General features: G+C 33.2%; 27 protein-coding genes. 14 read left to right on the forward strand and 13 right to left on the reverse strand.

Annotation, left to right across the window (positions count from 1 at the left end; all coding sequences use genetic code 11):
* Positions 1-139: 139 nt before the first annotated feature.
* Both acs and IEV63_RS03465 read left to right on the forward strand, forming a co-directional pair.
* Positions 140-3,991, forward strand: coding sequence for an acetate--CoA ligase (gene acs, locus IEV63_RS03460; RefSeq protein WP_188405364.1), 3,852 nt, complete (start codon positions 140-142; stop codon positions 3,989-3,991).
* A 253-nt stretch (positions 3,992-4,244) separates the two neighbouring features.
* Positions 4,245-4,841 (forward strand): MCP four helix bundle domain-containing protein, encoded by a 597-nt coding sequence (locus IEV63_RS03465; protein WP_188405365.1) that lies wholly within the window; start codon positions 4,245-4,247, stop codon positions 4,839-4,841.
* Positions 4,842-4,950: 109 nt separating this feature from the next.
* On the opposite strand, the gene IEV63_RS03470 is transcribed toward IEV63_RS03465, so the two are convergent.
* The 4 genes from IEV63_RS03470 to IEV63_RS03485 are packed head-to-tail and all read right to left on the reverse strand — an operon-like array spanning position 4,951 to position 7,765.
* A complete protein-coding gene (locus IEV63_RS03470) occupies positions 4,951-5,325 on the reverse strand; it encodes a DUF4258 domain-containing protein (protein WP_188405366.1) in 375 nt (124 codons plus the stop codon).
* Positions 5,326-5,378: 53 nt separating this feature from the next.
* Positions 5,379-6,578 carry an alanine dehydrogenase gene (locus IEV63_RS03475; RefSeq protein ID WP_188405367.1) on the reverse strand — a complete coding sequence of 400 codons (1,200 nt, stop codon included), beginning with the start codon at positions 6,576-6,578 and terminating at the stop codon, positions 5,379-5,381.
* A 56-nt stretch (positions 6,579-6,634) separates the two neighbouring features.
* A complete protein-coding gene (gene tsaE / locus IEV63_RS03480; RefSeq protein ID WP_188405368.1) occupies positions 6,635-7,051 on the reverse strand; it encodes a tRNA (adenosine(37)-N6)-threonylcarbamoyltransferase complex ATPase subunit type 1 TsaE in 417 nt (138 codons plus the stop codon).
* Positions 7,052-7,054: 3 nt separating this feature from the next.
* Positions 7,055-7,765, reverse strand: a complete 711-nt coding sequence (locus IEV63_RS03485; protein ID WP_188405369.1) for a class I SAM-dependent methyltransferase — start codon at positions 7,763-7,765, stop codon at positions 7,055-7,057.
* A 34-nt stretch (positions 7,766-7,799) separates the two neighbouring features.
* Between IEV63_RS03485 and IEV63_RS03490 the strand changes: the two genes are divergently transcribed.
* Positions 7,800-8,294: a YkgJ family cysteine cluster protein gene (locus IEV63_RS03490; RefSeq protein WP_188405370.1), complete on the forward strand. Its 495-nt coding sequence runs from the start codon at positions 7,800-7,802 to the stop codon at positions 8,292-8,294.
* A gap of 136 nt (positions 8,295-8,430) precedes the next feature.
* On the opposite strand, the gene IEV63_RS13065 is transcribed toward IEV63_RS03490, so the two are convergent.
* The 3 genes from IEV63_RS13065 to IEV63_RS03505 all read right to left on the reverse strand — a co-directional run bounded on the left by IEV63_RS13065 (position 8,431) and on the right by IEV63_RS03505 (position 9,483).
* On the reverse strand, positions 8,431-8,601 hold the full coding sequence (locus IEV63_RS13065; RefSeq protein WP_188405395.1) for an OmpA family protein: 171 nt from the start codon (positions 8,599-8,601) through the stop codon (positions 8,431-8,433).
* Entirely contained in the window at positions 8,602-8,754 is a 153-nt protein-coding gene (locus IEV63_RS03500; RefSeq protein ID WP_188405371.1) for a hypothetical protein, read from the reverse strand. It abuts the gene before it with no gap.
* A gap of 423 nt (positions 8,755-9,177) precedes the next feature.
* Entirely contained in the window at positions 9,178-9,483 is a 306-nt protein-coding gene (locus IEV63_RS03505; protein WP_188405372.1) for a hypothetical protein, read from the reverse strand.
* 216 nt (positions 9,484-9,699) lie between these two features.
* Between IEV63_RS03505 and IEV63_RS03510 the strand changes: the two genes are divergently transcribed.
* Together IEV63_RS03510 and IEV63_RS03515 are read left to right on the forward strand one after the other, a co-directional pair.
* Positions 9,700-10,131 (forward strand): lipocalin-like domain-containing protein, encoded by a 432-nt coding sequence (locus IEV63_RS03510; RefSeq protein WP_188405373.1) that lies wholly within the window; start codon positions 9,700-9,702, stop codon positions 10,129-10,131.
* A 141-nt stretch (positions 10,132-10,272) separates the two neighbouring features.
* Positions 10,273-10,671: an acyl-CoA thioesterase gene (locus IEV63_RS03515; RefSeq protein WP_188405374.1), complete on the forward strand. Its 399-nt coding sequence runs from the start codon at positions 10,273-10,275 to the stop codon at positions 10,669-10,671.
* Here the strand turns inward: IEV63_RS03515 and IEV63_RS03520 are convergent.
* Positions 10,668-10,961, reverse strand: coding sequence for a DUF3817 domain-containing protein (locus IEV63_RS03520; protein ID WP_188405375.1), 294 nt, complete (start codon positions 10,959-10,961; stop codon positions 10,668-10,670). The genes IEV63_RS03515 and IEV63_RS03520 overlap by 4 nt on opposite strands.
* Before the next feature lie 116 nt (positions 10,962-11,077).
* Between IEV63_RS03520 and galE the strand changes: the two genes are divergently transcribed.
* The 3 genes from galE (at position 11,078) to IEV63_RS03535 (ending at position 15,868) form a co-directional block, all read left to right on the forward strand.
* Complete coding sequence (gene galE / locus IEV63_RS03525; protein ID WP_188405376.1) at positions 11,078-12,115, forward strand: UDP-glucose 4-epimerase GalE; 1,038 nt, start codon at positions 11,078-11,080, stop codon at positions 12,113-12,115.
* A 7-nt stretch (positions 12,116-12,122) separates the two neighbouring features.
* Positions 12,123-13,814: an energy-dependent translational throttle protein EttA gene (gene ettA, locus IEV63_RS03530; protein WP_188405377.1), complete on the forward strand. Its 1,692-nt coding sequence runs from the start codon at positions 12,123-12,125 to the stop codon at positions 13,812-13,814.
* A 92-nt stretch (positions 13,815-13,906) separates the two neighbouring features.
* Positions 13,907-15,868 (forward strand): endonuclease, encoded by a 1,962-nt coding sequence (locus tag IEV63_RS03535; protein ID WP_188405378.1) that lies wholly within the window; start codon positions 13,907-13,909, stop codon positions 15,866-15,868.
* 124 nt (positions 15,869-15,992) lie between these two features.
* Here the strand turns inward: IEV63_RS03535 and IEV63_RS03540 are convergent, their stop codons facing one another.
* The 5 genes from IEV63_RS03540 to IEV63_RS03560 form a co-directional block, all read right to left on the reverse strand.
* The gene (locus IEV63_RS03540) at positions 15,993-16,775 is read right to left on the reverse strand and encodes an ABC transporter ATP-binding protein (RefSeq protein ID WP_188405379.1); all 783 of its coding nucleotides are present in this window, start codon (positions 16,773-16,775) and stop codon (positions 15,993-15,995) included.
* 2 nt (positions 16,776-16,777) lie between these two features.
* Positions 16,778-17,797: an iron chelate uptake ABC transporter family permease subunit gene (locus tag IEV63_RS03545; RefSeq protein WP_373283706.1), complete on the reverse strand. Its 1,020-nt coding sequence runs from the start codon at positions 17,795-17,797 to the stop codon at positions 16,778-16,780.
* Between the two features lies 1 nt (position 17,798).
* The gene (locus IEV63_RS03550) at positions 17,799-18,932 is read right to left on the reverse strand and encodes an ABC transporter substrate-binding protein (protein WP_188405381.1); all 1,134 of its coding nucleotides are present in this window, start codon (positions 18,930-18,932) and stop codon (positions 17,799-17,801) included.
* Between the two features lie 424 nt (positions 18,933-19,356).
* The gene (locus IEV63_RS03555; protein WP_188405382.1) at positions 19,357-19,875 is read right to left on the reverse strand and encodes a hypothetical protein; all 519 of its coding nucleotides are present in this window, start codon (positions 19,873-19,875) and stop codon (positions 19,357-19,359) included.
* Between the two features lie 107 nt (positions 19,876-19,982).
* Entirely contained in the window at positions 19,983-20,792 is an 810-nt protein-coding gene (locus IEV63_RS03560; protein ID WP_188405383.1) for an MBL fold metallo-hydrolase, read from the reverse strand.
* 114 nt (positions 20,793-20,906) lie between these two features.
* On the opposite strand from IEV63_RS03560, the gene IEV63_RS03565 reads away from it, so the two are divergent.
* From IEV63_RS03565 to IEV63_RS03590, 6 genes are all read left to right on the forward strand, one after another.
* Positions 20,907-22,418: an NAD(P)H-hydrate dehydratase gene (locus IEV63_RS03565; RefSeq protein ID WP_229737167.1), complete on the forward strand. Its 1,512-nt coding sequence runs from the start codon at positions 20,907-20,909 to the stop codon at positions 22,416-22,418.
* A 570-nt stretch (positions 22,419-22,988) separates the two neighbouring features.
* A complete protein-coding gene (locus tag IEV63_RS03570; protein ID WP_188405384.1) occupies positions 22,989-24,203 on the forward strand; it encodes a tyrosine-type recombinase/integrase in 1,215 nt (404 codons plus the stop codon).
* A 50-nt stretch (positions 24,204-24,253) separates the two neighbouring features.
* On the forward strand, positions 24,254-24,763 hold the full coding sequence (locus tag IEV63_RS03575) for a hypothetical protein (RefSeq protein WP_188405385.1): 510 nt from the start codon (positions 24,254-24,256) through the stop codon (positions 24,761-24,763).
* Positions 24,764-24,917: 154 nt separating this feature from the next.
* Positions 24,918-25,454, forward strand: coding sequence for a hypothetical protein (locus IEV63_RS03580; RefSeq protein WP_188405386.1), 537 nt, complete (start codon positions 24,918-24,920; stop codon positions 25,452-25,454).
* 147 nt (positions 25,455-25,601) lie between these two features.
* Entirely contained in the window at positions 25,602-26,279 is a 678-nt protein-coding gene (lepB, locus tag IEV63_RS03585; RefSeq protein WP_188405387.1) for a signal peptidase I, read from the forward strand.
* Between the two features lie 214 nt (positions 26,280-26,493).
* The coding region (locus IEV63_RS03590; protein ID WP_188405388.1) for a type II toxin-antitoxin system RelE/ParE family toxin at positions 26,494-26,688 on the forward strand (195 nt) is incomplete at its 3' end.

Below are 26,688 nucleotides of genomic sequence, written 5' to 3' on the forward strand. Positions count from 1 at the left end.
ATTAAGAATTGAGAATTAAGATTTTAGATATGAGAATAACAGATTAATACCAACTACTAACTACTAACTACTAACTAATAACTAATAACTAATAACTAATAACTACTGACTAACAACTAAACACTAAAAACATATAATTATGAAGTATAAAGAAGCCTACGAAAAAAGTTTAACTCACCCAGAAGAATTCTGGTTAAGTCAGTCAAAAAACATCAAGTGGTTTAAAGATCCAAAAACGGCCTTATCTCAAACTGATGAAGGAGTTTACCATTGGTTTCCTGATGGTGAAACCAACTTGAGTTATTTGTGCATCGATCAACATATTGAAGATGGATTTGGCGACGAAATTGCTGTAATATACGACTCAGCTGTTCGTCAAAAACAAATTAAATATACGTATAAGCAAGTTCATGAAAAAGTAGCCAAATTAGCCGGTGGTTTACGCGATTTAGGTGTAGAAAAAGGCGATCGGGTAATTATTTATATGCCAATGATATCGCAAGCACTATTTAGCATGTTGGCTTGTACGCGAATAGGAGCAATACATTCGGTTGTTTTTGGTGGTTTTGCTCCAGACGAATTGGCTATGCGAATTGAAGATGCTAAACCCAAAGTAATTATTACTGCAACTTCAGGAATTGAACTCGATAGACTAATTCCTTACAAACCCATGATCGATGAAGCAATTGAAAAATCGAATCATGAAGTAGAACATGTAGTTGTTTTTAATCGAAAACTAGGAGCAGAGTTTGAAGAAAAAGCCTACGATGTAGATTATGTAAAACTACTTGAAAAATCTAATCCTGTTGAAGCAATTGCCTTAAAATCATCAGACCCATCCTATATTTTATATACTTCAGGAACTACAGGGAAACCAAAAGGAGTAGTTCGCGATACAGGCGGTTATGCTGTTGGCTTAAAATATTCTATGGAACATATTTATGGAACCAAACCCGGCGATACATTTTGGGCAGCATCTGATGTGGGTTGGGTTGTAGGGCACAGCTATATCGTTTACGCACCGCTAATTCACAGAAATGCAACAGTAATTTATGAAGGAAAACCTGTAAAAACTCCAGATGCAGGAGCTTTTTGGCGCGTTATTGAAGACCATAAAGTTAATGTAATGTTTACAGCTCCAACTGCTTTTAGAGCTATTAAAAGAGAAGATCCTAAAGGCGAATTTATTAAGAAACATGATATCTCTTCTCTAAAATATCAATTCTTAGCTGGCGAGCGTTGCGACGAAGCTACTATGAAATGGGCACAAGAAAAATTAGGCATTCCTGTAATTGACCATTGGTGGCAAACCGAATCAGGTTGGTCTATTGCAGCAAATTTTATGGGAACAGATCCACAACCTGTTAAAATAGGTTCTTCTGGTAAACCCGTTCCAGGATACGACTTACAAATTCTCTCAGCAGATGGGGAAGTTTTACCAGTTGGACAAGAAGGTTATTTGTGTTCTAAATTGCCTTTACCACCAGGATTTATGCAAACTTTGTGGCAAAACCATGAACGCTATAAAAATGGATACCTTAGTAAATTTCCAGGGTATTATTTCTCGGGTGATGGTGGTTATATAGATGAAGATGGTTATGTATTTATAACAGGAAGAATCGACGATGTAATTAATGTTTCAGGTCATCGACTTTCTACTGCTGCTTTAGAAGAAGTAGTTGCCCTGCATCCTGCAGTGGCCGAATGTGCAGTTATTGGAATGGAAGATGACTTAAAAGGACAGGTTCCCATGGCCATTGTGGTTCCAAAAATTGGCGAAGAAGCATACGAAACCTATAAATTAGAAACTGAAATTGTACAAAGAGTTCGGGATTCTGTTGGAGCTGTTGCGAGTTTAAAAACGGTTGTAATGGTTAAACGTCTGCCGAAAACTAGAAGTGGAAAAACACTTCGTCGAACACTTCGCAAAATTGTAGATGGTAAAACCTATAGTATTCCATCTACCATTGCAGAACCCATGGTAATTAGTGAAATTATCGAGAGCTTTAACGAAGCCCAAGTAGGAGCTTTTAAAAACGATAAAAACATTGTTTCTCAATCTCTAAAAGCGCTTACTAAAAGTTATTATAATATCGATTCTTTGGCCAAATACATGGATGTGTATCGTATATCGCAAAACGACCCTGAAAACTTTTGGAACACTATAGCCGAGCGCAATTTTGTTTGGAAGAAAAAATGGGATAAAGTAATGGATTGGAATCCAGAAGAAGCCAAATTTACTTGGTTTGAAGGTGCAAAATTAAATATTACAGAAAATGCCATCGATCGGCATTTAAAAACAAGAGCAAACAAAACAGCTATTATTTGGGAGCCTAATAATCCTGAAGAAGAAGCTCAGAAAATAAGTTATGCCGAACTAGCCAAGCGAGTTAATAAAATGGCTAATGTTTTAAAAAGCAAAGGTGTAGGAAAAGGCGATCGCGTTTGTATTTATTTACCTATGATTCCTGAATTAGCGGTTGCTACTTTGGCATGTGCTAGAATAGGAGCAGTACATTCTGTAGTTTTTGCTGGATTTTCAGCTACAGCTCTAGCTTCACGAATTAACGATTCAGATTGTAAAATGTTAATCACTTCAGATGGTTCGTATCGTGGCGCTAAATCTATCGATTTAAAAGCTATTGTGGATGAAGCTTTAACGATAACACCTTCAATCGAAAGTGTTTTAGTTGTTAAAAGAACTTTCGCTAAAATTAATATACAAGAAGGTAGAGATGTTTGGTTACATGACGAATTGAAAAAAGTAGACGACCAATGTGAAGCTGAGGTAATGGATGCTGAAGATATGTTGTTTATTTTGTATACTTCTGGTTCTACAGGAACACCAAAAGGAATGGTTCATACCACGGCTGGTTATATGGTTTATTCTGCATTTTCATTCAAAAATGTTTTTCAATACAAAGAAGAAGACGTGTATTGGTGTACGGCAGATATTGGCTGGATTACTGGTCATTCTTATATTGTTTACGGACCATTGTTAAATGGAGCAACTACTTTAATGTTTGAAGGCGTGCCTTCGTATCCAGATTTTGGACGTTTTTGGGAAGTGGTAGAAAAGTACAAAGTGAACCAATTTTACACCGCTCCAACAGCAATTCGTGCGCTAGCTAAACAAGATATTGAGTTTGTGAATAAATACGATTTATCTTCTTTAAAAGTTTTGGGAAGCGTAGGTGAACCTATCAACGAAGAAGCTTGGAACTGGTACAACGAAAACATCGGTAAAAAGAAGTGTCCCATTGTAGACACATGGTGGCAAACCGAAACGGGTGGAATTATGATTTCGCCAATTCCGTTTGTAACCCCTACAAAACCTACTTATGCAACCTTACCTTTACCAGGAATTCAACCTGCTTTAATGGACGAAAAAGGAAATGAAATTGAAGGAAACAGCAGCGATGGTAGATTGTGTATAAAATACCCTTGGCCAAGTATGGCAAGAACAGTTTATGGAAACCACCAACGCTACAAAGATACCTATTTTTCTGCCTTTAAGAATATGTATTTTACTGGCGATGGCGCTCTACGAGATGAAGTAGGTTATTATAGAATTACTGGTAGAGTAGACGATGTAATTATTGTTTCGGGTCATAATTTAGGCACCGCACCAATTGAAGATGCCATCAACGAACATCCAGCGGTGGCAGAATCAGCTATTATTGGATTTCCCCACGATGTAAAAGGAAATGCTTTAGCGGGCTTCATTATCTTAAAAAATGACGATCGTAACCAAGAAAATTTAAGCAAAGAGATAAACGCTTTAATTTCAAGTAAAATTGGACCTATTGCTAAATTAGACCGAATTCACTTTGTATCGGGTTTACCTAAAACACGAAGTGGAAAAATTATGCGTAGAATTATGCGTAAAATATCATCGAATGAATCAAGCCAGATTGGAGATGTTTCTACCTTACTAGATCCTAGTATTGTAGATGAAATTAAAGAGAAAGTGAACCCGTTTTTAAAGTAGTTCATTCTTCTTATTACTATTATTCAGCCAGTACTACACGAATTTACATTTGTGTAGTACTGGCTTTTTAAATAATTAAGCTTTTTTAAAATTACAATTTTCGAAAAGCAGTAAAATAAATTTGTTTTTAAAACAATGCCATAGCTAATTCTGCTTTTTTTTTGAAAATATTGTTTTAACGGTCTGTTGTTGTTTTAATAAGATGTCTTGTACACCGTTTTCGTATATTTGAAAATACTTTAAATTGACCGCTATGGCATTCTACGATAAATTAAAATGGATTTTAGGGATTTTAATGATTTTTATCTTAATTATTACTACAAATCTTATTGATAAAAACAATTTTCTAAGTGTTCGAGATTCTGTGATTACTATTTATGAAGATAGACTCATTGCAGATGATATGGTCTTTGAGATGTTGAAAAACATACACAAGAAAGAACTAGCCATGACTTCGAAAGATTCTATTTATTTTAAAAATGAGAATCTTAAAGTAAACGAAAACTTAGACGAATTAATATCAAAATTTGAAAAAACTAAATTAACTACCGAAGAAGTTATTATTTTCAATGATTTAAAACAAAACCTTCAATCTTTAATTACTATTGAAGAAAAGCATTCAATTTTTGATAGAAATAAATCTACTGTGCTTCATTACTTACAGAGCATAAAAGCCAACTTAAATAATTTATCTAAAATTCAACTTATTGAAGGAAGCCGACAAATGTCTATAAGCAAACGAGCTATAGATACCATAGAATTGTATACTCAAATTGAAATTTACGTACTTGTTTTTTTGGCAATTATTATTCAGATTATTGTAATGTATAAGCCTAAAAACAAATCGTAAACACATTTTTTACTTAGAATTTTGCTTAGAATAATATAAACTTGATTTAATTTGGTAACTTCTATTGCTTCAATAAATGAAGTAGTGCTTACATGTATTGAGGAAGCTATTAATTTATTAAAGAAACTTCTTGTACACGGGCAACGGAATCGCAATTTTCAAAAAGCATAGCCAATTCTTGATGCTCATATTTTCCTTGAATATAATACATTTTACAAGAGTCTAATTTGGTATCACTTTTTTTGAAATCTACATTACCGTTGGCTAAAATTGAAGATATACTCGCCGTATCAATTTGAAGCACTTTAAATTGCAATTCAGCTTCTTTAGTAATTTCACGTTTTTTTATGCGTATATTTTTTTTAACTCGTGCATCTAGTCCATAATCGCAAGATGTTTTTTTTCCAGATAAGAAAAATAGTAAAAAAACAATACCGATACCTAAACCGATGGAGTAATAAGCAAAACGTTGAATAAATTTCATAGTAAATTTTGTGTAAAAATAGGAATTCGCTTAACAAGTTAATCTAAACGGCTTTAAAATATCAATAAATTAGGATCGCGAAACGATAAACCAAACCAATCCGCAACAGATTTATTGCTGCTTACTCCGTGGTAGCAATACAGACCATTGCGCAAACCAGAATCAAATCGCAATGTGTTTTCTAAACCACCTTCTTCGCCAATATGAAGCAAATAGGGTGTAAATATATTACTTATAGAAATGGAAGCAGAACGCGCATACCGCGAAGGAATATTGGGTACACCATAATGAATAACACCATGCTTAGTTTGCGTAGGATTATCGTGTGTGGTAATCTCTGAAGTTTCAACACAACCGCCCATATCGATACTTACATCAATAATAACTGAATTGTTTTTCATTTTTTCGACCATATTTTCTGTAATAATAATCGGTGATCTATTTTTACCACGAACAGCACCGATTAATACATCTGCTCTTTTAAGCGATTTAATTAAGTTTTTAGGTTGTAGGGTAGAGGTGTAAATATGGGCTTGTAAATCGCGTTGTATTTTTCGTAATTTGGTAATGGAGCTATCAAAAACCTTCACATTTGCTCCTAATCCTAAAGCAGATTTTGCAGCAAAATAACCCACTGTTCCAGCACCAATAATAACCACTTCTGTTGGTGGAACACCGCTAATATTACCAAACATTAAACCATTTCCATTAGATGTATTCGCCATTAATTCCGATGCAATTAAAACCGAAGACTGTCCTGCAATTTCGCTTAAGGCTTCAACTGCTGGATAACTTCCAAAGGGATCTTTTATAAATTCAAAAGCTAAAGCTGTAATTCGTTTTTCACTTAACAGCTGAAAGTAACTTTTAGAACGGGTTTTAAGTTGTAAGGTTGAAATTAATATCGATCTTGGATTAATTAGTTTTATTTCTTCAACCGTAGGTGGTGAAACCTTTAAAATCATAGGGCAAGAAAATACTTTTGCAGTTTCTCTAGTAACTTCTGCTCCAGCTTCACTAAATTCTTTATCGGTAAAATTGGCATGTAATCCTGCGCCACTTTCAATTAAAACACGATGACCATTGGCAGTTAAGGCACTAACCGAATCAGGTGTTAAGCAAACTCGCTTTTCTTGATAGGCTGTTTCTTTAGGCAAACCGATAAAAAGTTCACCTTTCATGCGCTCAATTTCTAAAGTTTCTTCTTGTGGTAACAATTCACTTTTAGAAAACGGAGTAGTAGGCTTATTCATTTATTAATTTTCAATACAAAGTCTAAATTTAAGGGAAATTTTAAGCTTTACAAACTTTAATTAGAATTTGTGAGTTTTAGCTTCCGGTTTCCGTTGGCTAATAATTCAATTTCTATTTTGGTATAGGCTTCTGGGAGAAGATTAGGAATTAACTCTGGCCATTCCATGAACTGCCAATCTTTAGCCTGATAAAAATAATCTTCAAAGCCTATATCGTAGACTTCTTCTTCGTGGTTAATTCGGTAAAAATCAAAATGATAAATCGAAAAACCAGTAGATTCATATTCGTTTACAATTGAAAATGTTGGGCTGCTTACTTCATCTTTACTTCCTAAAAGTTTTACAATTTTTTTTATCAAAGTAGTTTTGCCAACCCCCATTTCTGCATAAAACAATAGGCTTTTATGCTTTGCATTTTCGATGCAATGTTGTGCCACTTTTTCAATTTCATTTAAACTATACTCAATTTCCATAATTTATGCTTGTAAAGTTAATTTAGCAAGGTATTCGTAATGCGGTCCATCCCATATTTTTTCGGCAGAAAAACCATGTAATTCTGCAAAAAATGCCAATGAATTGAAATCGATATACAACCAATCAAATTCGGTAGATTTAAACTGTTTATACTGAATTTGGTATTGTATTTCGCCATAATAAAACGGACTGTTTTTAGCATCTTCTTCGGTTCCTTCGTAAAGATAAATTAAATCTGAAGAATCTAATAAAACTTGACCTTTAGGTTTTAAAAGCAACTTAATTTGATCGAAAAATGAATGCATGTTTTCTAACTTTCCAACAATGCCAATACCATTCATTAAAAAGAGAAGCGTATTGTATTTTTGTTTTTTTAATTTAAAAAAATCCTTTACTTCAGCATTTTTTAAACCTTGTAATTTACAAGTTTCAATGGCTTTAGGTGAAGTATCTATAGCGCTAACAGGAATGTTTTGCTGCTGTAAATACAAACTATGAGCGCCAGCTCCACAACCTACATCTAGTGTTTTTCCATTACACAATTGAAGCGCTCTTTGCTCGATTTCAAGCATTTCATTAAAACTTCTAAATAAATAGGAAACTGGAATTTCATCATCTTCAAAATCAGGCGACTTTACGATAATTTTTGTTGAATTTGGAGAGACGTAATAGTCGGCTATAGCATTTCCAAATACATCATTTTCATTTTTCATTTATTACAATTAAAGCTTGTTGTATCTTTGCTTTATGGAAGAATTACTCTCAAGTTTACCAGAAAAAGCAAAGCAAAACCATAAAGCCAACAAAAAGTTTTTTGCAAAGTTACGAAAGAAACCACCGAAAAATTTAGATGTGCTTATGCAAGATTTGCACAATGAAACTTTCGAAGAAATCGATTGCCTTACTTGCGCTAATTGTTGTAAAACCACAGGCCCGTTATTTACTCAAAAAGATGTTGACAGAATTGCTAAATTTTTGAAAATGAAGCCTAAAGATTTTGAGAGCAAGTATTTGCAAACCGATGAAGAAAACGATTTAGTTTTGCAAAATTTACCATGTACGTTTTTAGGTGAAGACAATAAATGCTTAATTTATGAAGTACGCCCCAAAGCTTGTGCAGAATTTCCACACACAGATCGAAAAAAGTTTCAACAAATAAGTCATTTAACGCTAAAAAACGTGGCGATTTGTCCAGCGGCCTCCCGAATTGTAGAGAAAATGAAGGAGCAAATTAATTTATAAATTACCTTCTTACTACAAATTCAATATCTAATCTACGTGCTTCGGCTAAGTTTTCAGCATTGTAATCAATTCCTTTATAGTCGGTTAATATGCGTTGAGATGAAATTCCTTTCCGCATCAAATCTTTTTTCAATGTTTAAGCACGTTGCATATATAGTTGTAGATTGTAAGCTTCATTTCCTGTTTTACTGGCAAAACCTGTAATTGAAACATCAATTTTTGGTTCTTCGTTTAACTGAACCACTAAATTTTCAATTATACTAGTGTATTTATTTTCAAGTTCAACACTATTGTTAGCGAAATAAATTTACTCAAAGTAACTTCCGTATTTTTCTTTACGAGCTAAAAAAGCTTCATGCAGGTGGTCTATTTCATTTGTTTTTTCTACCACAAGTGTGTCAGTATCTTGCTTCATTCGTTCCACTTTTTGCTCGGCTTCTTGTTCAATTTCATCTTCCAAAAGACGATCTATTTTTGTGTTTAATAAATTAATTTATTTTTTAAATAACTGATGTATAATTTTTTATTAGTGTTTACTTCAAGTGTTTATTTGCTGTTGTTTTCTGTTGAATCTTGAGTAAGCTTGTTTCTTTTTAGGCTTGGTATGCTATCTAGTTTACTTGTGTTTTAATCAGTTTCTTCGGCAGCTCTTTTAGTTTGGTTAGAAACAGGTGTTTCAATAATAGCAAGTTGCTAGCAAGCATTTTCGTCTTTTTTAACTGTAATAAGTTGATATTGAGTGTTTTTTGAAGTTTGTAATTGTTTTTTTATAGCTGCTAAGTATTATAAAATTAGTTGAATTGCATCTTCGATTGTAGTTGCATATGTTATAGGATTTGAATTGCTTTTGCATTGCTTTTGCATCCTGTTTTTGGTTTTCTGTTTAGTTTAGTCTTGTATTTAAGTTCTGTTTTACAAGTATTTTGTATGTAAATTCAATACTTAAAGTATTAGTATTAGTTTTTTTATTTAAATAATTGGTTAATAGGTTTTTATATTCTTTTTTAGTGCCTGGTTTTGTTGGTATTTTTCGTTCTTTTTTTAATTCAAATAGCTTATTAGCTAGCTGATGGATCTGTGCTTCTGAAAGTATAATTTTACTTTCGGAAATTTGTCCGTAATTCAGTGGTGTTATTAATAAAACAATAGAAAGAATAAATGGTAATATCATCAATACAAAAAGTTTCAATTCAATATTAATTTTACTATTTACTAAGGTTTAATTTATAATTATGCAATAGTTGTTTATTTCTTATTTAGGTAAGTATTCTTGTTTATTAAAATGTAGTTTACCTGAATATTACATTAACTAAAACTTTTTTGGAAACAATATGCTATCTGTATCTGTTGCCTATAGATTGTCATTTTAAACTAAAATAATTTAGATTTGTAAAAAATTATAAGCATGAAAAATAAGATTTTTACTATTGTAGCAGCATTTTTTATTGCATTTACTTTATCCTGTTCAAGCGACGATGATGGACCCAGTATTTCTGAAGCATCTAGAGATTTACGTGGCACTTGGGAATTGTTTCAAATCATTGAAAACAATACTCCAGTAGCAAGTATTCCATGTAATCAACAAAGAGAATTTACGTTTAACCAAGATTTTTCTTATTCTGAAATTGATTATGCAGGCCAAGATCCAGATAACTGCGAAGTAGCAGCTACCTTTAATGGTACATGGGAAAATGTTGAAGACGATATGGTGCTAACTTTAAGAAGAACAGGGGCTGAAACCACTGAGAGTTTTACTATTTCATTCAGAAATAACGCACAATTTTTTGATGTAAATCAGTCTTCAGAAAGAACACTTACCTATCAAAAAATAAACTAAACATTACCTATTAAAATTTAGAAGCCACCTTTAAAGGTGGCTTTTTTTGGGGTAATAAGCTGCTAATAATCCTATTGTGATAATCGATGATTAAAAGTTGTACTTTATCTAATTCGATTGTATTTTTAGAAAAAATAAATTATGCGATTTCATACCCGAAAATGGATTAAACCAGAAGATTTAAATCCCAATCAAACTTTATTTGGCGGAAAGCTTTTAGCTTGGATCGACGAAGAAGCAGCTCTTTACGTAACCATTCAACTAGAAAATAAACGTGTGGTTACCAAATACATGAACGAAATTAATTTTGTAAGTTCAGCTGAGCAAGGAGATATTATTGAAATTGGTATTGAAGTAGTAAAATTTGGTAAAACATCCCTTACTTTAGCTTGCGAAGTTAGAAACAAAATGACCCGTAAAACCATCATCAAAATCGATAAAATTATCATGGTTAACCTAGGTGAAGATGGCAAGCCAAGTCCACACGGAAAAACAAAAATAGAATTTGTTAAAGACCGATTAAACTCCAGTAAAAGTTAAGTTGACGGCAGGTATTTCTTATCAGCATAAAATGGCCCAAAAGGTAAGATAGAGCAAATTACAAAAACGCCAAAAACTTTAAACTTCCAATTTAATTTTTCGTATAAATAATAGGCACCAAAAATATACAAGACAAATAAAATGCCGTGAGCCATTCCTACAGCACGAACATATGCTGGCATATCAAAAAAGTATTTTAAAGGCATAGCAATTCCCAAAAGCAGAAGAAAAGAAATGGCTTCTAAGTAGCTTAAAACTTTAAACAATTTAATAAAAGTAGGGTTCTTCATTTTTAGCGCGAAGTTAAGCTTTAGGTGTAATATTATTTTTAATAATAACATAAAAATTTATTCATAAATTGTAATATTGTGTAACTTTTCAATTTAAATTAAATAACTAACATCACATGAAAATTTTAGTAACAGGCGGTTTAGGTTTTATAGGCTCGCATACTGCAGTTGCTTTGCAACAAAAAGGACACGAAGTATACATAATTGACAATTTATCGAATTCGAGTTTACAAGTTTTAGAAGGAATTACAAAAATTACAATTTCAAGTCCCAATTTTACAAAGTTAGACTTACGCAATAAAGAAGCCGTTTCTGCTTACTTTAATGTGCATTCCGATATAGATGGTGTAATTCATTTTGCCGCTTCAAAAGCGGTTGGAGAGAGCGTTCAAAACCCGCTATTATACTACGAGAACAATTTAAATACTTTAACCTACATCCTGCAAGAATTGAGTAAAATGGAAAATGCAAATTTTATTTTCAGTTCTTCATGCACGGTTTATGGTCAGGCCGATGAGCTACCTATTACTGAAAACGCACCAGTAAAACCAGCTGAATCTCCGTATGGAAACACCAAACAAATTGGTGAAGAAATAATTCGTGATACAACCTACATCAATTCAAACATAAAAGCCATTGCTTTGCGATATTTTAACCCAATTGGCGCACATCCAAGTGCCGAAATTGGCGAATTACCCATTGGCGTACCACAAAACTTAATTCCTTTTATAACCCAAACTGCAGCAGGTCACCGCGAAATTTTATCTGTTTTTGGAAATGATTATCCAACCGAAGATGGTACTTGCATTCGCGATTACATTCATGTAATGGATTTAGCTGAAGCGCATGTAGTAGCGATAGAACGATTGCTAAATCGTAAAAATCAATCTAATTTTGAAATTTTTAATTTAGGTACAGGAAAAGGAAATTCGGTTTTAGAAGTGATTGAAACTTTTGAAAAAGTGACGCAAACCAAATTAGCTTATCAAATAGCTAATCGTAGAGAAGGCGATGTAATTGAAGCTTATGCTAATACAGATAAAGCAAACCAAGTATTGGGCTGGAAAGCTAAACTAAGCTTAGCAGAAGCGCTAGAAAGTGCTTGGAAATGGCAACAAAAAATAGATCAAAATAAATACCCTAATAAAAAATAAATAAATTATGGCAGACGATAAAAAAATCATTTTCTCCATGTCTGGAGTTACCAAAACCTTTCCCAATGCGGCTAAACCAGTTTTAAACAATATTTATCTAAGTTTCTTTTATGGAGCCAAAATCGGAATTTTAGGCTTAAACGGTTCTGGTAAATCTACTTTGCTTAAAATTATAGCTGGTAAAGAAAAGAACTTCCGTGGAGATGTAGTTTTTTCGCAAGATTATTCTGTTGGATATTTAGCTCAAGAACCAGAGTTAGACGAAGACAAAAGCGTTTTAGATATTGTAAAAGAAGGTGTGGCAGATGTAGTTGCTATTTTAGATGAATACAATAAGATTAATGACGATTTTGGATTACCAGAAGTTTACGAGAATCCAGATAAAATGCAAAAACTCATGGATCGGCAAGCGGTTTTACAAGATAAAATTGATGCTACAAATGCATGGGAACTCGATAATAAATTAGAAGTAGCAATGGATGCTTTGCGTACACCACCATCGGACCAGCTTATTAAAAATCTTTCGGGTGGAGAACGTAGGCGAGTGGCTTTATGTAGATTGTTATTACAAGAACCCGATGTGTTGCTTTTAGATGAACCTACAAACCATTTAGATGCCGAATCGGTGCATTGGTTGGAACATCACTTACAACAATACAAAGGAACGGTAATTGCCGTAACCCACGATCGTTATTTTTTAGATAATGTTGCAGGTTGGATACTAGAATTAGACCGTGGCGAAGGCATACCGTGGAAAGGAAATTATTCTTCTTGGTTAGATCAAAAATCCAAGCGCTTAGCTCAAGAGCAAAAACAAGCTAGTAAACGCCAAAAGACTTTAGAACGCGAATTAGAATGGGTAAAAATGGCTCCAAAAGGAAGACAATCTAAACAAAAAGCGCGTTTGAAAAATTATGACAAACTGATGAGTCAAGATCAGGAAAAACTCGATGAAAAATTAGAAATTTATATTCCGAATGGCCCACGTTTAGGAACCAATGTTATTGAAGCCAAAGCGGTGAGCAAAGCCTTTGGAGATAAGTTGTTATATGAAGATTTAAACTTTAATTTACCGCAAGCTGGAATTGTTGGTGTTATTGGTCCTAATGGAGCTGGTAAAACTACTATCTTTAAGATGATTATGGGAGAAGAGAAACCCGATACTGGTGAGTTTTTAGTTGGAGAAACTGCAAAAATTGCCTATGTAGACCAAGCACATGCTAATATTGATGCTAATAAATCCATTTGGGAGAATTTTTCAGACGGACAAGATTTGGTTATGATGGGTGGCAGAAAAGTAAATTCTCGTGCTTATTTAAGTCGTTTTAACTTCAACGGAAGCGAACAAAATAAAAATGTTGAAACGCTGTCTGGTGGTGAACGAAACCGATTGCATTTAGCCATGACGCTAAAAGAAGAAGGCAATGTTTTATTGTTAGATGAGCCAACTAACGATTTAGATGTAAACACTCTGAGGGCCTTAGAAGAAGGTTTAGAAAATTTTGCAGGTTGTGCTGTGGTTATTTCTCACGACCGTTGGTTTTTAGATCGTATTTGCACCCATATTTTAGCCTTCGAAGGAAACTCACAAGTTTACTTTTTTGAAGGCAGCTTTAGCGATTATGAAGAAAACAAAAAAGCTCGCTTAGGTGGCGATTTAATGCCTAAACGTATAAAATACAAAAAGTTGACACGCTAATTAACTGTGTTTATATTAAAAATAAAAATGGTCTTATTATTAGCTTAATGTAAGACCATTTTATTTTATGTAGTTTTGTAAAAAATCACCCTATGAATTTTAAATTGTATTTTTCTTTACTAAGTATTTTTTTATGTAAATTAATTACAGCTCAAAATGTAATTATTAATGAGTTAGATTCTCGAAATCCAGGTATAGACACAGCCGAATTTATCGAACTAAAAACCCAATCGCCTAATACGCCGTTGGATGGTTATGTTATGGTTCTGTTTAATGGTTCGAGTTCGGGTGGAAATTCGAGTTATTACACTTTAGATTTAGATGGTTTTGTAACCGACTTTAATGGGTTGTTTGTTATTGGTGGTGCAGATGTTTCGCCATCTCCAAATTTCATTGTTTCGCAAAATACCTTTCAAAATGGTGTTGATGCAGTTGGAATTTATGTTGGTAACGACTTCAATTATCCTGATGGTACATTAGCAACAACGGCTAATCTTGTCGATGCTTTGGTGTATAGTCACGGGCAGTCTGATGGTCAGGATTTACCAACTTTGCTAAATTTCAATGGAATTATCAATGAAAATATAAACGGACAAGGTTTGGTAGAATCTATTCAGCGTGCAGACGATGGTTCGTGGTTTGTTGCAACGCCAACTCCCCGCGTTCCTAATGAAGGTGGTGGCGTACTTCCAATTTTTATCGATGTAAACACACCCGCTTCAACTGTAAATGAAGGTGAAGATTATACCATTACCTTTACTACTTCTTCAACTTTATCAGAAGATTTAACATTGAATTTTTCCGTAGAAAATGGAAATTTCGATCAAAATGATTTCACAGGAAACACTACGGTTAGCATTCCAAGTGGAGAAGATTCTGCTTCAACAACTTTAAGTATAATCGATGATAATTTAGATGAAGGCGATGAAACTTTCATTATTGATATTGTTGAGCCAGCACCACCTTATGTTTTATTGCAAAATGAAATTCAAGTAATTGTTATTGATAACGATTTTCAAGTTGCCAGCTGGGGAAGCCCGGTAAATCCTACTTTCGATCAGGTAAATTCGACTGCACCAGATGGTTACTACGATGATTTAGATGGAAAAGCAGGCGAAGAATTAATTGATGCTATGCAAGATTTAATTGCCGAAGAAGGCGTAGTTAGAATTCATACCTATAGTGATATTATCGATATTTTAAAAGAAGCAGACCAAAGTCCAGACAACTCTAATCAAGTATGGTTAATGTATCGCGAAGAAAATAGAGCCAAATACCTATTTCAAACCGGTTCTGATGGAACGGGATTTTGGAATAGAGAACATGTTTTTCCACGTTCTCGCGGCGGGTTCTTTAGTATAGAAGATGATGGAATAGCCACAGGAATTAATGTATGGTGGAATACCAATGCCGACTCTTTACGCCACGGAAACTCTGATGCCCACGCTTTGCGAGCAACCGATGCCAATGAAAATAGTTCTCGTGGAAATAAAAACTTTGGCGATTATGTAGGACCTACTGGCAACGAAGCAAGCTTTTATGGCGATGTAGCACGTTCTGCTTTTTATATGGCTATTCGTTTTAATGGTTTATCGGTTGTAGATGGTTTTCCAACACTTTCTAATGCTGGAGAACTTGGTGATTTGCAAACCTTGTTGGATTGGCACGAACTTGATCCTGCAGACGATTTTGAAATGAATAGAAACAATGTAATTTACAATTGGCAACAAAACCGAAACCCATTTATCGATTATCCTGAATTGGTAGATTACATTTGGGGCGACAAACAAGGCGATTTTTGGAACCAGCCTTTATCTCTGGTTGAAGAAGAATTTAACGAATTTAGTTTTTATCCTAATCCAACTTCAGGAAAAATTACAGTTAAGGGTTTAGCCAATGCTGAAGTAGAAGTATTTACACTACAGGGAAAATCCATTCAAAAATCTGAAATCAACAACGAAACCCATATTCATTTAGACGTATCTAGCGGAATGTATTTATTGCGTTTTACAAGTAACAATACAAGTTTGGTAAAAAGATTAGTAGTTAAATAATTTTTTTACTTAAACTATGAAAACAGGCTTATTTTTTAAAAATAAGCCTGTTTTTTTGTTTAATCACTCTACAATTTTAATCGTTATTTCTTAAAGTGAAATACTAAATTTAAGCTACTTAAAATTAGTTATTACTAATTTTAAAACTTTTGCTTTGTATATCAAAATGAATTAAATCCTTTGGAAACAAATTAGATAAAACCCCTTTTTCAATTAAAACCTCTGGTTTGTTTTGTTGAACTTTTCCATCGTTAATTAAAATAATTTCGTCGCATAATTGCAAGGCTAAATTAATTTCGTGGGTAGCAAAAACAATACTTTTCTGTGTATTTAAGCTAATGTTTTTTAATAAATGAAGCACTTGTGCTTTATGGTACATATCTAAGTGAGAAGTTGGCTCGTCCATTAAAATAACAGGCGTATTTTGTGCTAATGCGCGAGCAATCATTACTTTTTGTAATTGTCCATCGCTTAATTCGTTACATTTTTTAGCTTTTAGTTTTTCAATTCCTACTTGCTGTATAGCTTTTGCAATGTGTATTTTATCTTGTCTTGTGTTTACTCCTAACCAATTGGTATAAGGATGTCGCCCCAAGCTGATCAACTCAATTACACTCAAGTTTTTAGATTGATTTTGTTGCGTTAACACCAAGCTAATTAATTCCGCTAATTCGTTTTTTTGTAAGTTTTCTATGCGTTTATTTTCGATGTGCAAACTACCCTTTAAAGCTGGCTGAATTCCTGCAATACTTTTTAATAAAGTAGATTTTCCTGCTCCATTTACACCAATAATCGCTATTAATTTTGCCGCTGGTATTGCTATTGAAATATCACTAGCAATAGGATTTTTAGCTTCATAACCTATTTGAAGCTTCTCTGTGTGTAGTATTGCTTTAGATGTTTTCATACTTAAAATAGCATTTTCTTTTTTCGTAAAAGCAACCATATTACAACGGGTGCACCAAAAATTGAAGTAACTGCATTGATGGGTAAGGTAAAGTCGCTTCCTGGTAATTGCGCAATACTATCGCATACCAGCATAATACTTGCACCACAAAACAAAACGGAAGGGAAAAGTATAAAGTGATTGCTTGTTTTTACAACTTGTTTCACTAAATGCGGAACCGCTAAACCAACAAATGCAATAGGGCCGGCAAATGCAGTAATACTCCCCGCCATAATTCCCGTGGCTAGAATTACTAAGTTTCGGTTTTTATGAATAGAAACCCCTAAACTTTGCGCATAACTTTCACCCAGAAGCAAGGCATTCATGTTTTTTAAAGAAAACAAACTTAAAATTAGTCCACAAGTAACACAAATCGATAAAATAAAGACTTCATTCCAATTTAAATTACCCAAACTGCCAAACGACCAAAATACATATTGCTGTAATTGGTTTGCTGGACTAAAGTAAGCCAAAATACTTACCACGGCACCAGTTAAACTTGCAAACATGAGTCCTATAATTAGCAAAGCCATGGTGTCTTTTATTCGAATAGCTGTCGATATTACAGCTAGCATAACTAAACCACTTCCGAGAGTTGCAGCCAATACAACTGCCCATTTCGAAAAAATTAAACTAGCGAAAAAACCACCAAACAAACTACCACCCAAAAACAAAAGCGCAACACCTAAACTTGCACCACTGCTTAAACCCAGTACGTAAGGACCGGCCAAGGGATTTCTAAACAGAGTTTGCATTAGCAAACCACAAACCGATAAGCCAGCACCAACTAAAATAGCAGTTATGGCTTTTGGAAATCTAAATTGTAAAATAATGTATTCCCAACTTGAATTTTCACTTCCCTGTCCTAATAAGATTGAAATTAGTTCGTTTAATGGAATTTTAACAGACCCCAAACTTAAATTCAATACCGTAAAGATGAATAATATTATAAAAAGCAGTAAAAATGTGAGTTGATGTTTCATTTTATTCATCTAGTGCTTCAAAAAATGAAAATTCTTTTACTTGTAATAGTTCTGGATGAAAAATTCCCACCAAATCCTGTAAAACCAAATCGGGTCGGTTAGGGGCTAATTCATAATACAAAACGCCACCTTTTTTTCCTTTGGTTTTAGCAAATGTATAGGTTTTTTTATCTTGAAAAGCTGTAAATTTTTGGTAGTGTACACTACTTTTTAATAGTTGCTGATAACTTGTAAATTGAGCTGGAGCAACCCAAAAATCGGTTTGTTGCGCTTTATTTAAAACCGCTTCGAAGGATTTTGATAAACTTCCTGTTTCAGAATTATCGGCGTATACATAGTTGGTGTTTGCATCTTTTAGAAATTGTGCTTGCCAAGATTTTCCACCTGGTAAATACCAAACATCTTTATACATAGCTCCTGCCAGCACGCTAGGTCGCGATCCTGATGTTGCTGCTAATTTTTTTAAGTCGTTGTAATTTTTTTCAATGCTATTAAATTGCTTTTCGGCTTCTGGAAGTGAGTTGGTTAAGACTCCAAAAAACTTAATCCATTCGGCTTTGCCTAAAGGATGCTCGTCTAACCAATCGCTATTGTACAATACAGGAATTCCTGCTTTGCTTACGGTGTTTAAGCTTTTATTGCTTCCTTTTACAGCAAAACCAACTACTACATCGGGTTGTAATTCGAGTAATTTTTCGGTGTTTAAAGCTTCATTTTGTCCGATTTCGGTAACATGTCCTGCTTCAATTTTTGTTCTGGCAGCTTCCGACGAAACATAATCTAAACCTGGAAAACCCACCCATTTTTCTAATTGGTTTAAACTAATGAGCGATGGAATATGCGTGGTAGAAGTAAGCACGATTTTTTGAACAGGCAGCTGTACAAAAGCATCGTATTTTAAATTTTTGGGGATTTTAGCCTTGTCTTTTGCACAAACATAAACCAATTCTTTTTCGGCATCTGGCCAAGGCTTTATTACAACAATGCGTTTATAATTTTCGGTTTCATAAAGTTGAAAAGTTGTACTATATTTTAATTCAATTTGTTCTTCTACTAATGTTTCTGTTTTTTTTGTATCGTTTTTACAACTGCAAAAAAGCAAACTAAGCACAAGAATGTTGAAATATAACTTCATAAAAGCATTTTAAACAAAAATAGAATTTTAATGCGATTAATTCCACTTTAAGCAGCAAATGTCGCTTTCTAACTCATTCCTTTTGTTGCCCCGGCCCTAAAGGGTGCAAAAGGTTTTTGAAGGTTTTTGATTTTTGTTTGAATTCCTTTTGTTGCCCCGGCCCTAAAGGGTGCAAAAGGTTTTGAAGGTTTGTGATTTCTGTTTGAAGTTCTTTTGTTGCCCCGGCCCTAAAGGGTGCAAAAGGTTTTTGAAGGTTTTTGATTTCTGTTTGAAGTTCTTTTGTTGCCCCGGTCCTAAAGGGTGCAAAAGGTTTTGAAGGTTTTTGATTTCTGTTTGAAGTTCTTTTGTTGCCCCGGCCCTAAAGGGTGCAAAAGGTTTTTGAAGGTTTTTGATTTCTGTTTGAATTCCTTTTGTTGCCCCGGCCCTAAAGGGTGCAAAAGGTTTTGAAGGTTTTTGATTTTCGTTTGAATTCCTTTTGTTGCCCCGGTCCTAAAGGGTGCAAAAGGTTTTTGAAGGTTTTTGATTTTTGTTTGAATTCCTTTTGTTGCCCCGGCTCTAAAGGGTGCAAAAGGTTTTTGATTTTTGTTTGAATTCCTTTTGTTGCCCAGGCCCTAAAGGGTGCAAAAGGTTTTTGAAGGTTTTTGATTTCTGTTTGAAGTTCTTTTGTTGCCCCGGCCCTAAAGGGTGCAAAAGGTTTTTGAAGGTTTTTGATTTCTGTTTGAAGTTCTTTTGTTGCCCCGGTCCTAAAGGGTGCAAAAGGTTTTTGAAGGTTTTTGATTTTCGTTTGAATTCCTTTTGTTGCCCCGGCTCTAAAGGGTGCAAAAGGTTTTTGATTTTTGTTTGAATTCCTTTTGTTGCCCGGCCCTAAAGGGTGCAAAAGGTTTTTGAAGGTTTTTGATTTCTGTTTGAAGTTCTTTTGTTGCCCTGGCCCTAAATGGTGCAAAAGGTTTTTGAAGGCTTCGGCTTTTTAATAATTAATTTTATGTTTAATTAAGGTTGACTTTGAATGTGATAAGTTTCAAACTTCTTAAAGCATAATTTACTTTACTTTTACATTTGCTTTTCTGGATAAAAATTTATTCGTTTTACTTTTGTTTGGTCTGAGGCATCGCTTATTAAACGTTCAAAAACTTCTGTATTGTACAAATGATATTCACCATCTTTCATTCCGCGATAATGATATGGAATTACTGTTTTTGGTTCGAAAGATAAAGTAGCTTCAACAGCTTGTTTTATCGACATGGTGTAAGGTAAATTCATACACATAAAAGCTAAATCTATGTTTTTTAGTTCAGCCATTTCAGGAATGTTTTCGGTATCGCCGCTAATGTAAGTTCTGTAGCTGCCATTATCAATTAAGTAGCCATTGCCTCTGCCTTTGGTGTGAAATTTTAGGCGTTCTTCTGTAATATTGTACATGGGTATTGCCTGAATTTTAAAGTCTTCCCACTTTATGCTTTCTTCATTTTTTATAACTATCGATTTTTTTTGAAGATTCTCTGGCATTTCTTCAAACACAGTTTGTGGTACGATGATTTTAAATTCGCCTTTAAGCGACAACAAGGTTTCTATACTAAAGTGATCGCCATGAATATCGCTTATTAATATTACATCAGGATTCTTAAAATCTGCATAATCTTCTATGGAGCCCACAGGGTCGTTATACCAAACTTTGTTGCCCCATTCCATTACAAAACTGGCATGACTAATTGGATTTATTTTTGGTGTGTTTACTTCTTTTGTTTTTATTGAAGTTGCTTCAATTGTTGAACTCTTTTCTGTGGTTTTTTCTTTCTTTTCAGCTTTATTACAAGCAAAATTGAGTGCTACAAGGATTAATAAAAGCGTTGTTTTTTTCATTTCTATAATTTTATGTGAATTTACGATGCTTTCTTGTTTCAGCAATTTCTTTTACAAATAATTAGTAGAAGCTTTTCATTTTTTATTGATTTCTATTATTTTGCTTAAAAATGAATGATGAAGATTTTTGATGCAGAACAATTAGCAAAGCTTGACCAATTAACTTTACACAGCCAGCATATTTCGTCTTGGGAATTGATGGAGCGTGCAGCAAAAAATGCGCTTCATGCTTCGTTACCTTTTTTAAAAAGCAAGCAGCAAAACATTCATGTTTTTTGTGGAGTAGGCAATAATGGTGGCGATGGATTGGCTATTGCTTTTCATTTAATTAAACACGGATATAATGTAAAAGTGTATAAAGTTGAATTTAGTAAAAGTGCATCTTCTGATTTTCAACAAAATGAAAAACGTTTAGCTGAAGCTGAAATTTTATTGCACACTATTACTATAGCAAATTTTAATGAAGTTATAATTGCAGAAAATGATATTTTAATCGATGCCATTTTTGGAGTAGGCTTAAACCGAAGAATGCCCGATTTTGTTGAAGCTTTGGTTGCTCAATTTAATAAATCTAAGGCTTTTTGTATAAGCATAGATTTGCCAAGTGGTTTGTTTTTAAATGAAGCTATTCCGCATGGAGCTAGCTTTGTAAAAGCAGATGTATGTTTAACTTTTCAGCTTCCTAAGTTGCCTTTATTGCTTCCTGAAAATGGAAAATACATTCAGCAATTTCAAATAATTCCGATTGGTTTAGCTCAGGAAGCAATTAAAAATGAAGAAACGCAACATTATTTTGTTGATGCAGATTTTGCAAAAGTATTGTATAAACCAAGAGCTAAATTTTCTCATAAAGGAACTTATGGACATGCACTTTTAGTGGGCGGACAAGTAGGAATGCTTGGTAGTATTTTGTTAGCTAGTAAAGCAGCGATAAAAAGTGGAGTAGGGAAGTTGAGTGTAATGTTACCTAATTCTGGCAAAACCAATTTACATACGTATTTGCCAGAAGCTATGGCTATAAACCATACTGAAAATAATTATATTTCGTTTACTGAGTTAACAATTTATGATAGCGTTGGAATAGGCGTAGGCATAGGAAAATCTGCAGCTGTAGTTGCTGCTTTAGCCAAATTTTTAGTAGAAGCAAATAGACCTATTTTATTAGATGCTGATGCTTTAAATATTATTTCTGAACATAAAAACTTATTAAAAAGCATACCAAAAGATTCTATTTTAACTCCGCATCCTGGCGAGTTAAAGCGTTTAATAGGGGGTTGGCAAAATGATTTTGAAAAATTGACTAAAATTAAATCTTTTGTCCAAAAGTACAATTTAATTGTTGTAGCTAAAGAAGCCTATACTTGTATTTGCAGTGCTAAGGCTTTTTATTTTAACTCTACAGGAAACCCAGGTATGGCTAAAGCCGGAAGCGGCGATGTGTTAAGTGGTATAATAACATCTTTACTTGCTCAAAATTACACAGCCTTAAATGCTGCAATTTTAGGTGTTTTTTTACATGGTTTAGCTGGCGATTTTGCTTTAAAAAATGAAAGTGAAGCAAGTTTAACTGCTTCAGATATAGTTGATAGTTTAGGTACAGCATTTTCAATTTTAACAGATAGATAAATTGGTTTATTACTTATAATTGAAACTGCTATATTACCATAGGTTTGTTAGTTTTATTAAAAGATGTTTTAACTTCATATTAAGTTATTTACACCTAATGTTTTATTTCAACAAAATAAAAGACTGCACACCTAATTAGATTAATAAATTTATAAAGAAAGTTTTTAGTTTTAAGCACTTAGATGCTTAAAGCTAGCTATGTTAAAAAGAATAATAACTCAAATTTTCTTTACTATAGTGGTAACAATCTCATGTATTTTAATGAATATTATTGATTAATAATTAATATTTTCTATTTTTTCTTTTGTATTGTTAAGATTTTTTTTAGTTTTAAGCAATCAATTTACTTTATCCACACAATTGTATTGTGACTGGCAATGGCGTAGCATTCTATTTTGCTAAAGTTTCGTTTTTGTTTTATGAGGTAAAAGTTTTTTTTATTTGTAATTTATACAATTGGCACTAGGCTATTTAAATGGTTTATTCTTTGCTTAATTTTAAAAGCCTATCTTCGTGGTTATTAGTGTTTAAAGTTTTATTTTTAAAGAAAAATATTCAAAATCTTTATTTATGAAAAAAACTGTAAAATTAGTTCCGCTGCAGCATCGAAACAAAAATAATATAGCTATACAGTTTGTATATGACTTAAAGATTAAGCAATGTATAATGAAGTTAGGTGCAAAATGGACCAAAACACATAAATGTTTTTATGTAGAAAGCACTTCTAAAAACAAACAAACTATTTATTATAATTTAAGGGATATTGGTTGTTATGTAGATTATTCGGCCATGCCAAAAAATCAATCTAAGATTTACTCTAAACCCATAGCTAAAGTTAAACCTAGAAATGAAGTTTCTAATTCAGTTATAGAAATGCCAAAAACTCACACGGATGCCTTGCAAGCTTTTGAAGATTATTTATTAGGGCAGCGCAAGAGTGCATCGACCATACATACCTACTCTAATTTTATTCAATTATTTTTAAAATTTTATTCATCTAGAGAGTTATCAAGTTTAGATTTTCGCGATGTAGAGATATTTTTAGAGCAAGTTATGGCCAAGCGTGGTTACAGTGTAAGTTCTCATAGGCAATGTATAAGTGGCTTAAAGCATTTTAGTAAGTTAGAGTTGGGTTTAAATTATGATCCTGATGATTTGTTTATGCCCAAAAAAGACAAAAAACTGCCAGTAGTTTTATCTTCTACTGAAATTGTTTTGATTTTGCGTGCAACTAAAAATTTGAAGCATCGTGCAATTATTGGTTTATTGTATTCTTCGGGATTACGAATTGGGGAGTTATTAAAGTTACAATTAGGCGATTTAGATTTAGAGCGCAATGCTATTTATGTAAAACAAAGTAAAGGAAGGAAGGATCGGAATTGCACATTAGGGCATCGTATTCGGCCGATGTTATTAAATTATTCGCAAACTTACCAACCTAAGGTATATTTATTTGAAGGAGAGCAAGAAGGTACTCCATACAATGCTACATCTATACGTCAATTTTTAAAGCGCAGTTGTGCTGCGGCAAATATACAAAAGCACGTAACCCCGCATACTTTGCGGCATACTTATGCTACGCATTTGTTAGAGAATGGGGTAGACATACGTTATATACAGGAGTTGTTAGGGCATTCTAGGCCAGAAACCACGATGATTTATACGCATGTAACCGAGCGTAAGATTAATGAGATTACTAACCCGTTGGATTCTGCGATACAGAAGTTTAACAAACTGGATAACGAAGCAGCAAACCCTCTGTTATACCGTAACAGTAATAAATAAAAGTGTATATTTGTCTTGATATAACAAGTTGTACCGCATTAAAAATTATAATGGATAAAAAAGTTATAGATAAATATTTTAATATCGTTTTGTTGTCAGATAAAGACGATAGTTTTTTTGATTTATATGATATTTTAGTTTCAAAACATCTTAAAGTCGATACAAATGAAAATAGAAAATATTTTATTAACTTAAAATCAGAAATAATTGAATTTGGAAAAAAAGAAGGGTATTTTAACCAATTTGATAGCGGACATTGTGAATTAACCGATAAAGGAAAATTAGCAAAGAAAAAAGGTGGACATAAAAAATATTTAAAATCCGAAAAAAAATACTGGCTGAATAAATACCAATCTATAAGTTTGTTTTTTGTCGTTTTTTTTGGTTTCATAGCTATTTATCAAAGGGGTGACAACAATTCTTATAAATCTGATTCTTATTCTCTAAATAATGAATATAATCACGCTGATTCTTTATCTGTTTCTCACCAAGAAAAAACAACAGAACAGCAAGAAAAAAAATTAAATGACTCATTAAACGCCAAAAGTTGGTCGGATTAGAAAAAACGCGGTACAACAGCGCATAACAAAAATGGCTGAATTTGTGTAAAATTGATAGTATTTTCATATTTATAAAATTTAAAGTTTAACCGAAAGACTTGCGTATTTTAGCTCGCCACTTTCGTTATGCGCGAGACGTTGTACAACATTTAAAATGACCATCGCAAAAAAAATAATATTCGGAATTTTAATCTTAATCGGACTATTTATAGGCTGGATTATTTTTGGATTATTTGCAGAAGATTATGAAGAAACAAAATTTTATAATATTGAAATTCCTGATAAATTAAACTTTGAAAAACCTATTGAATTTCTGACAAATCAACAAATAGATTCTCTGGAAAAAATAAAAGTTGACAATGAAAAAATTGTAATAATTGGGGATGGATATAGTGGTTATGACTTTTATATGTGGCATAAACCTACCGAAAAAGGAGAAATTTATATTAAAGCGTACGAATTGACTCAAAACATACAATTATCGGAATGGAAGTTAAGTACTCGGACAAAAAACAAAATATCGGAATTAAGCGATAACTATAAACTGTACGAAGGAAATACTGTCATTGACGAAGGAACTTTTGAAAACTACTATCCAACTCGATTTGAATTATGGTTTAAATCCGAAAGTTCTGGAATTGAAAAAAAACTGACTGAAAAAAATTATGTGATTGATGGTTGGGATAGATAAAAAACGTTGTACAACAATGTATAACCGCAATTACGGCGGATTCGACTACGTCCGAATCCACTCGGAATTGCTAAAGCCTGTGATAAATCGAAAATTAACGCATATTAACCCGTAACTGACGGTTATACGAGACCGTTGTAGCACATTATGAAAAGACCGCTAAAAATAACATTAATAGTTATCGGAATTATATTTGGGATTTATACAGTACTAGGGCAAACTGATATGCTGAAAATGTATAATATTCCGTCAACAGCGAACGAACCTGGAATAAAACTGAATTCAAGAATATTTGTCTCAAATTTAGCCAGTTATGAAAATGGCGACTTTATCTGTTATGAATACGAGAATGAAATGTTGGGAAAACACATAAGAGTTCATCGACTTTTAGGAAAAGCCAACGATACCATAGAAATCAAAGACGGAATTTTATTTATCAACGGACAGAATTTTGATCGAACTATAGATTTACAGCATTTTTACCTACTATATCCTGAAAAATTTCAAGAACTACTTAAAAATAAAATAATCACAAAAGAAGTCCAAGTATTCGATATTAATGATAAAATGATATTGACATTATTGGACAAAGTCGCAGAAAAAAATGGACTTTCTGGACAAATTATAATTGAACCTAAAAATCAAGCCGACCAAATAATAAAAGAGATTTATAATCAGAATTGGAATATGGACAATTTCGGACCATTAAAAATCCCAGAAGGTAAGTGTTTTGTGATTGGAGATAACAGACACAATTCGGAAGATTCGAGATATATCGGACTGATTAACGAATCGGACATTGTTGGAACTGTGATAAAAAAATAACGTGCTACAACAGCGCATAACAAAAATGGCGAATTTATTGCTTAAACGATAGATTTGTGTATTTTTAGAAAAGTATAAGTTTAACCGAAAAACTTGCGCATTTTAAGCTCGCCACTTTCGTTATGCACGAGACGTTAGGCAACATTTGAAAAAAAATTTTGCAAACATTCAAACATTTTACTTATCTTTGGCGTTAGTAACGTAAAACAAAAATATGATTGTTTCTTTTCGCTCGAAAGAGACTGAACAAATTTGGAATGGAAATCGAGTAAAGAAAATTCCGATTGATATTCAAAAAATTGGACGCCGAAAATTGAGAATGTTGAATAATTCACAAAACATAGCTGATTTGAGAATTCCGCCATCGAACCGACTTGAAAAGCTAAGCGGAAATTTAAGTGGATTTTAC

Source organism: Psychroflexus salis (assembly GCF_014640175.1).
Taxonomy (GTDB): domain Bacteria; phylum Bacteroidota; class Bacteroidia; order Flavobacteriales; family Flavobacteriaceae; genus Psychroflexus; species Psychroflexus salis.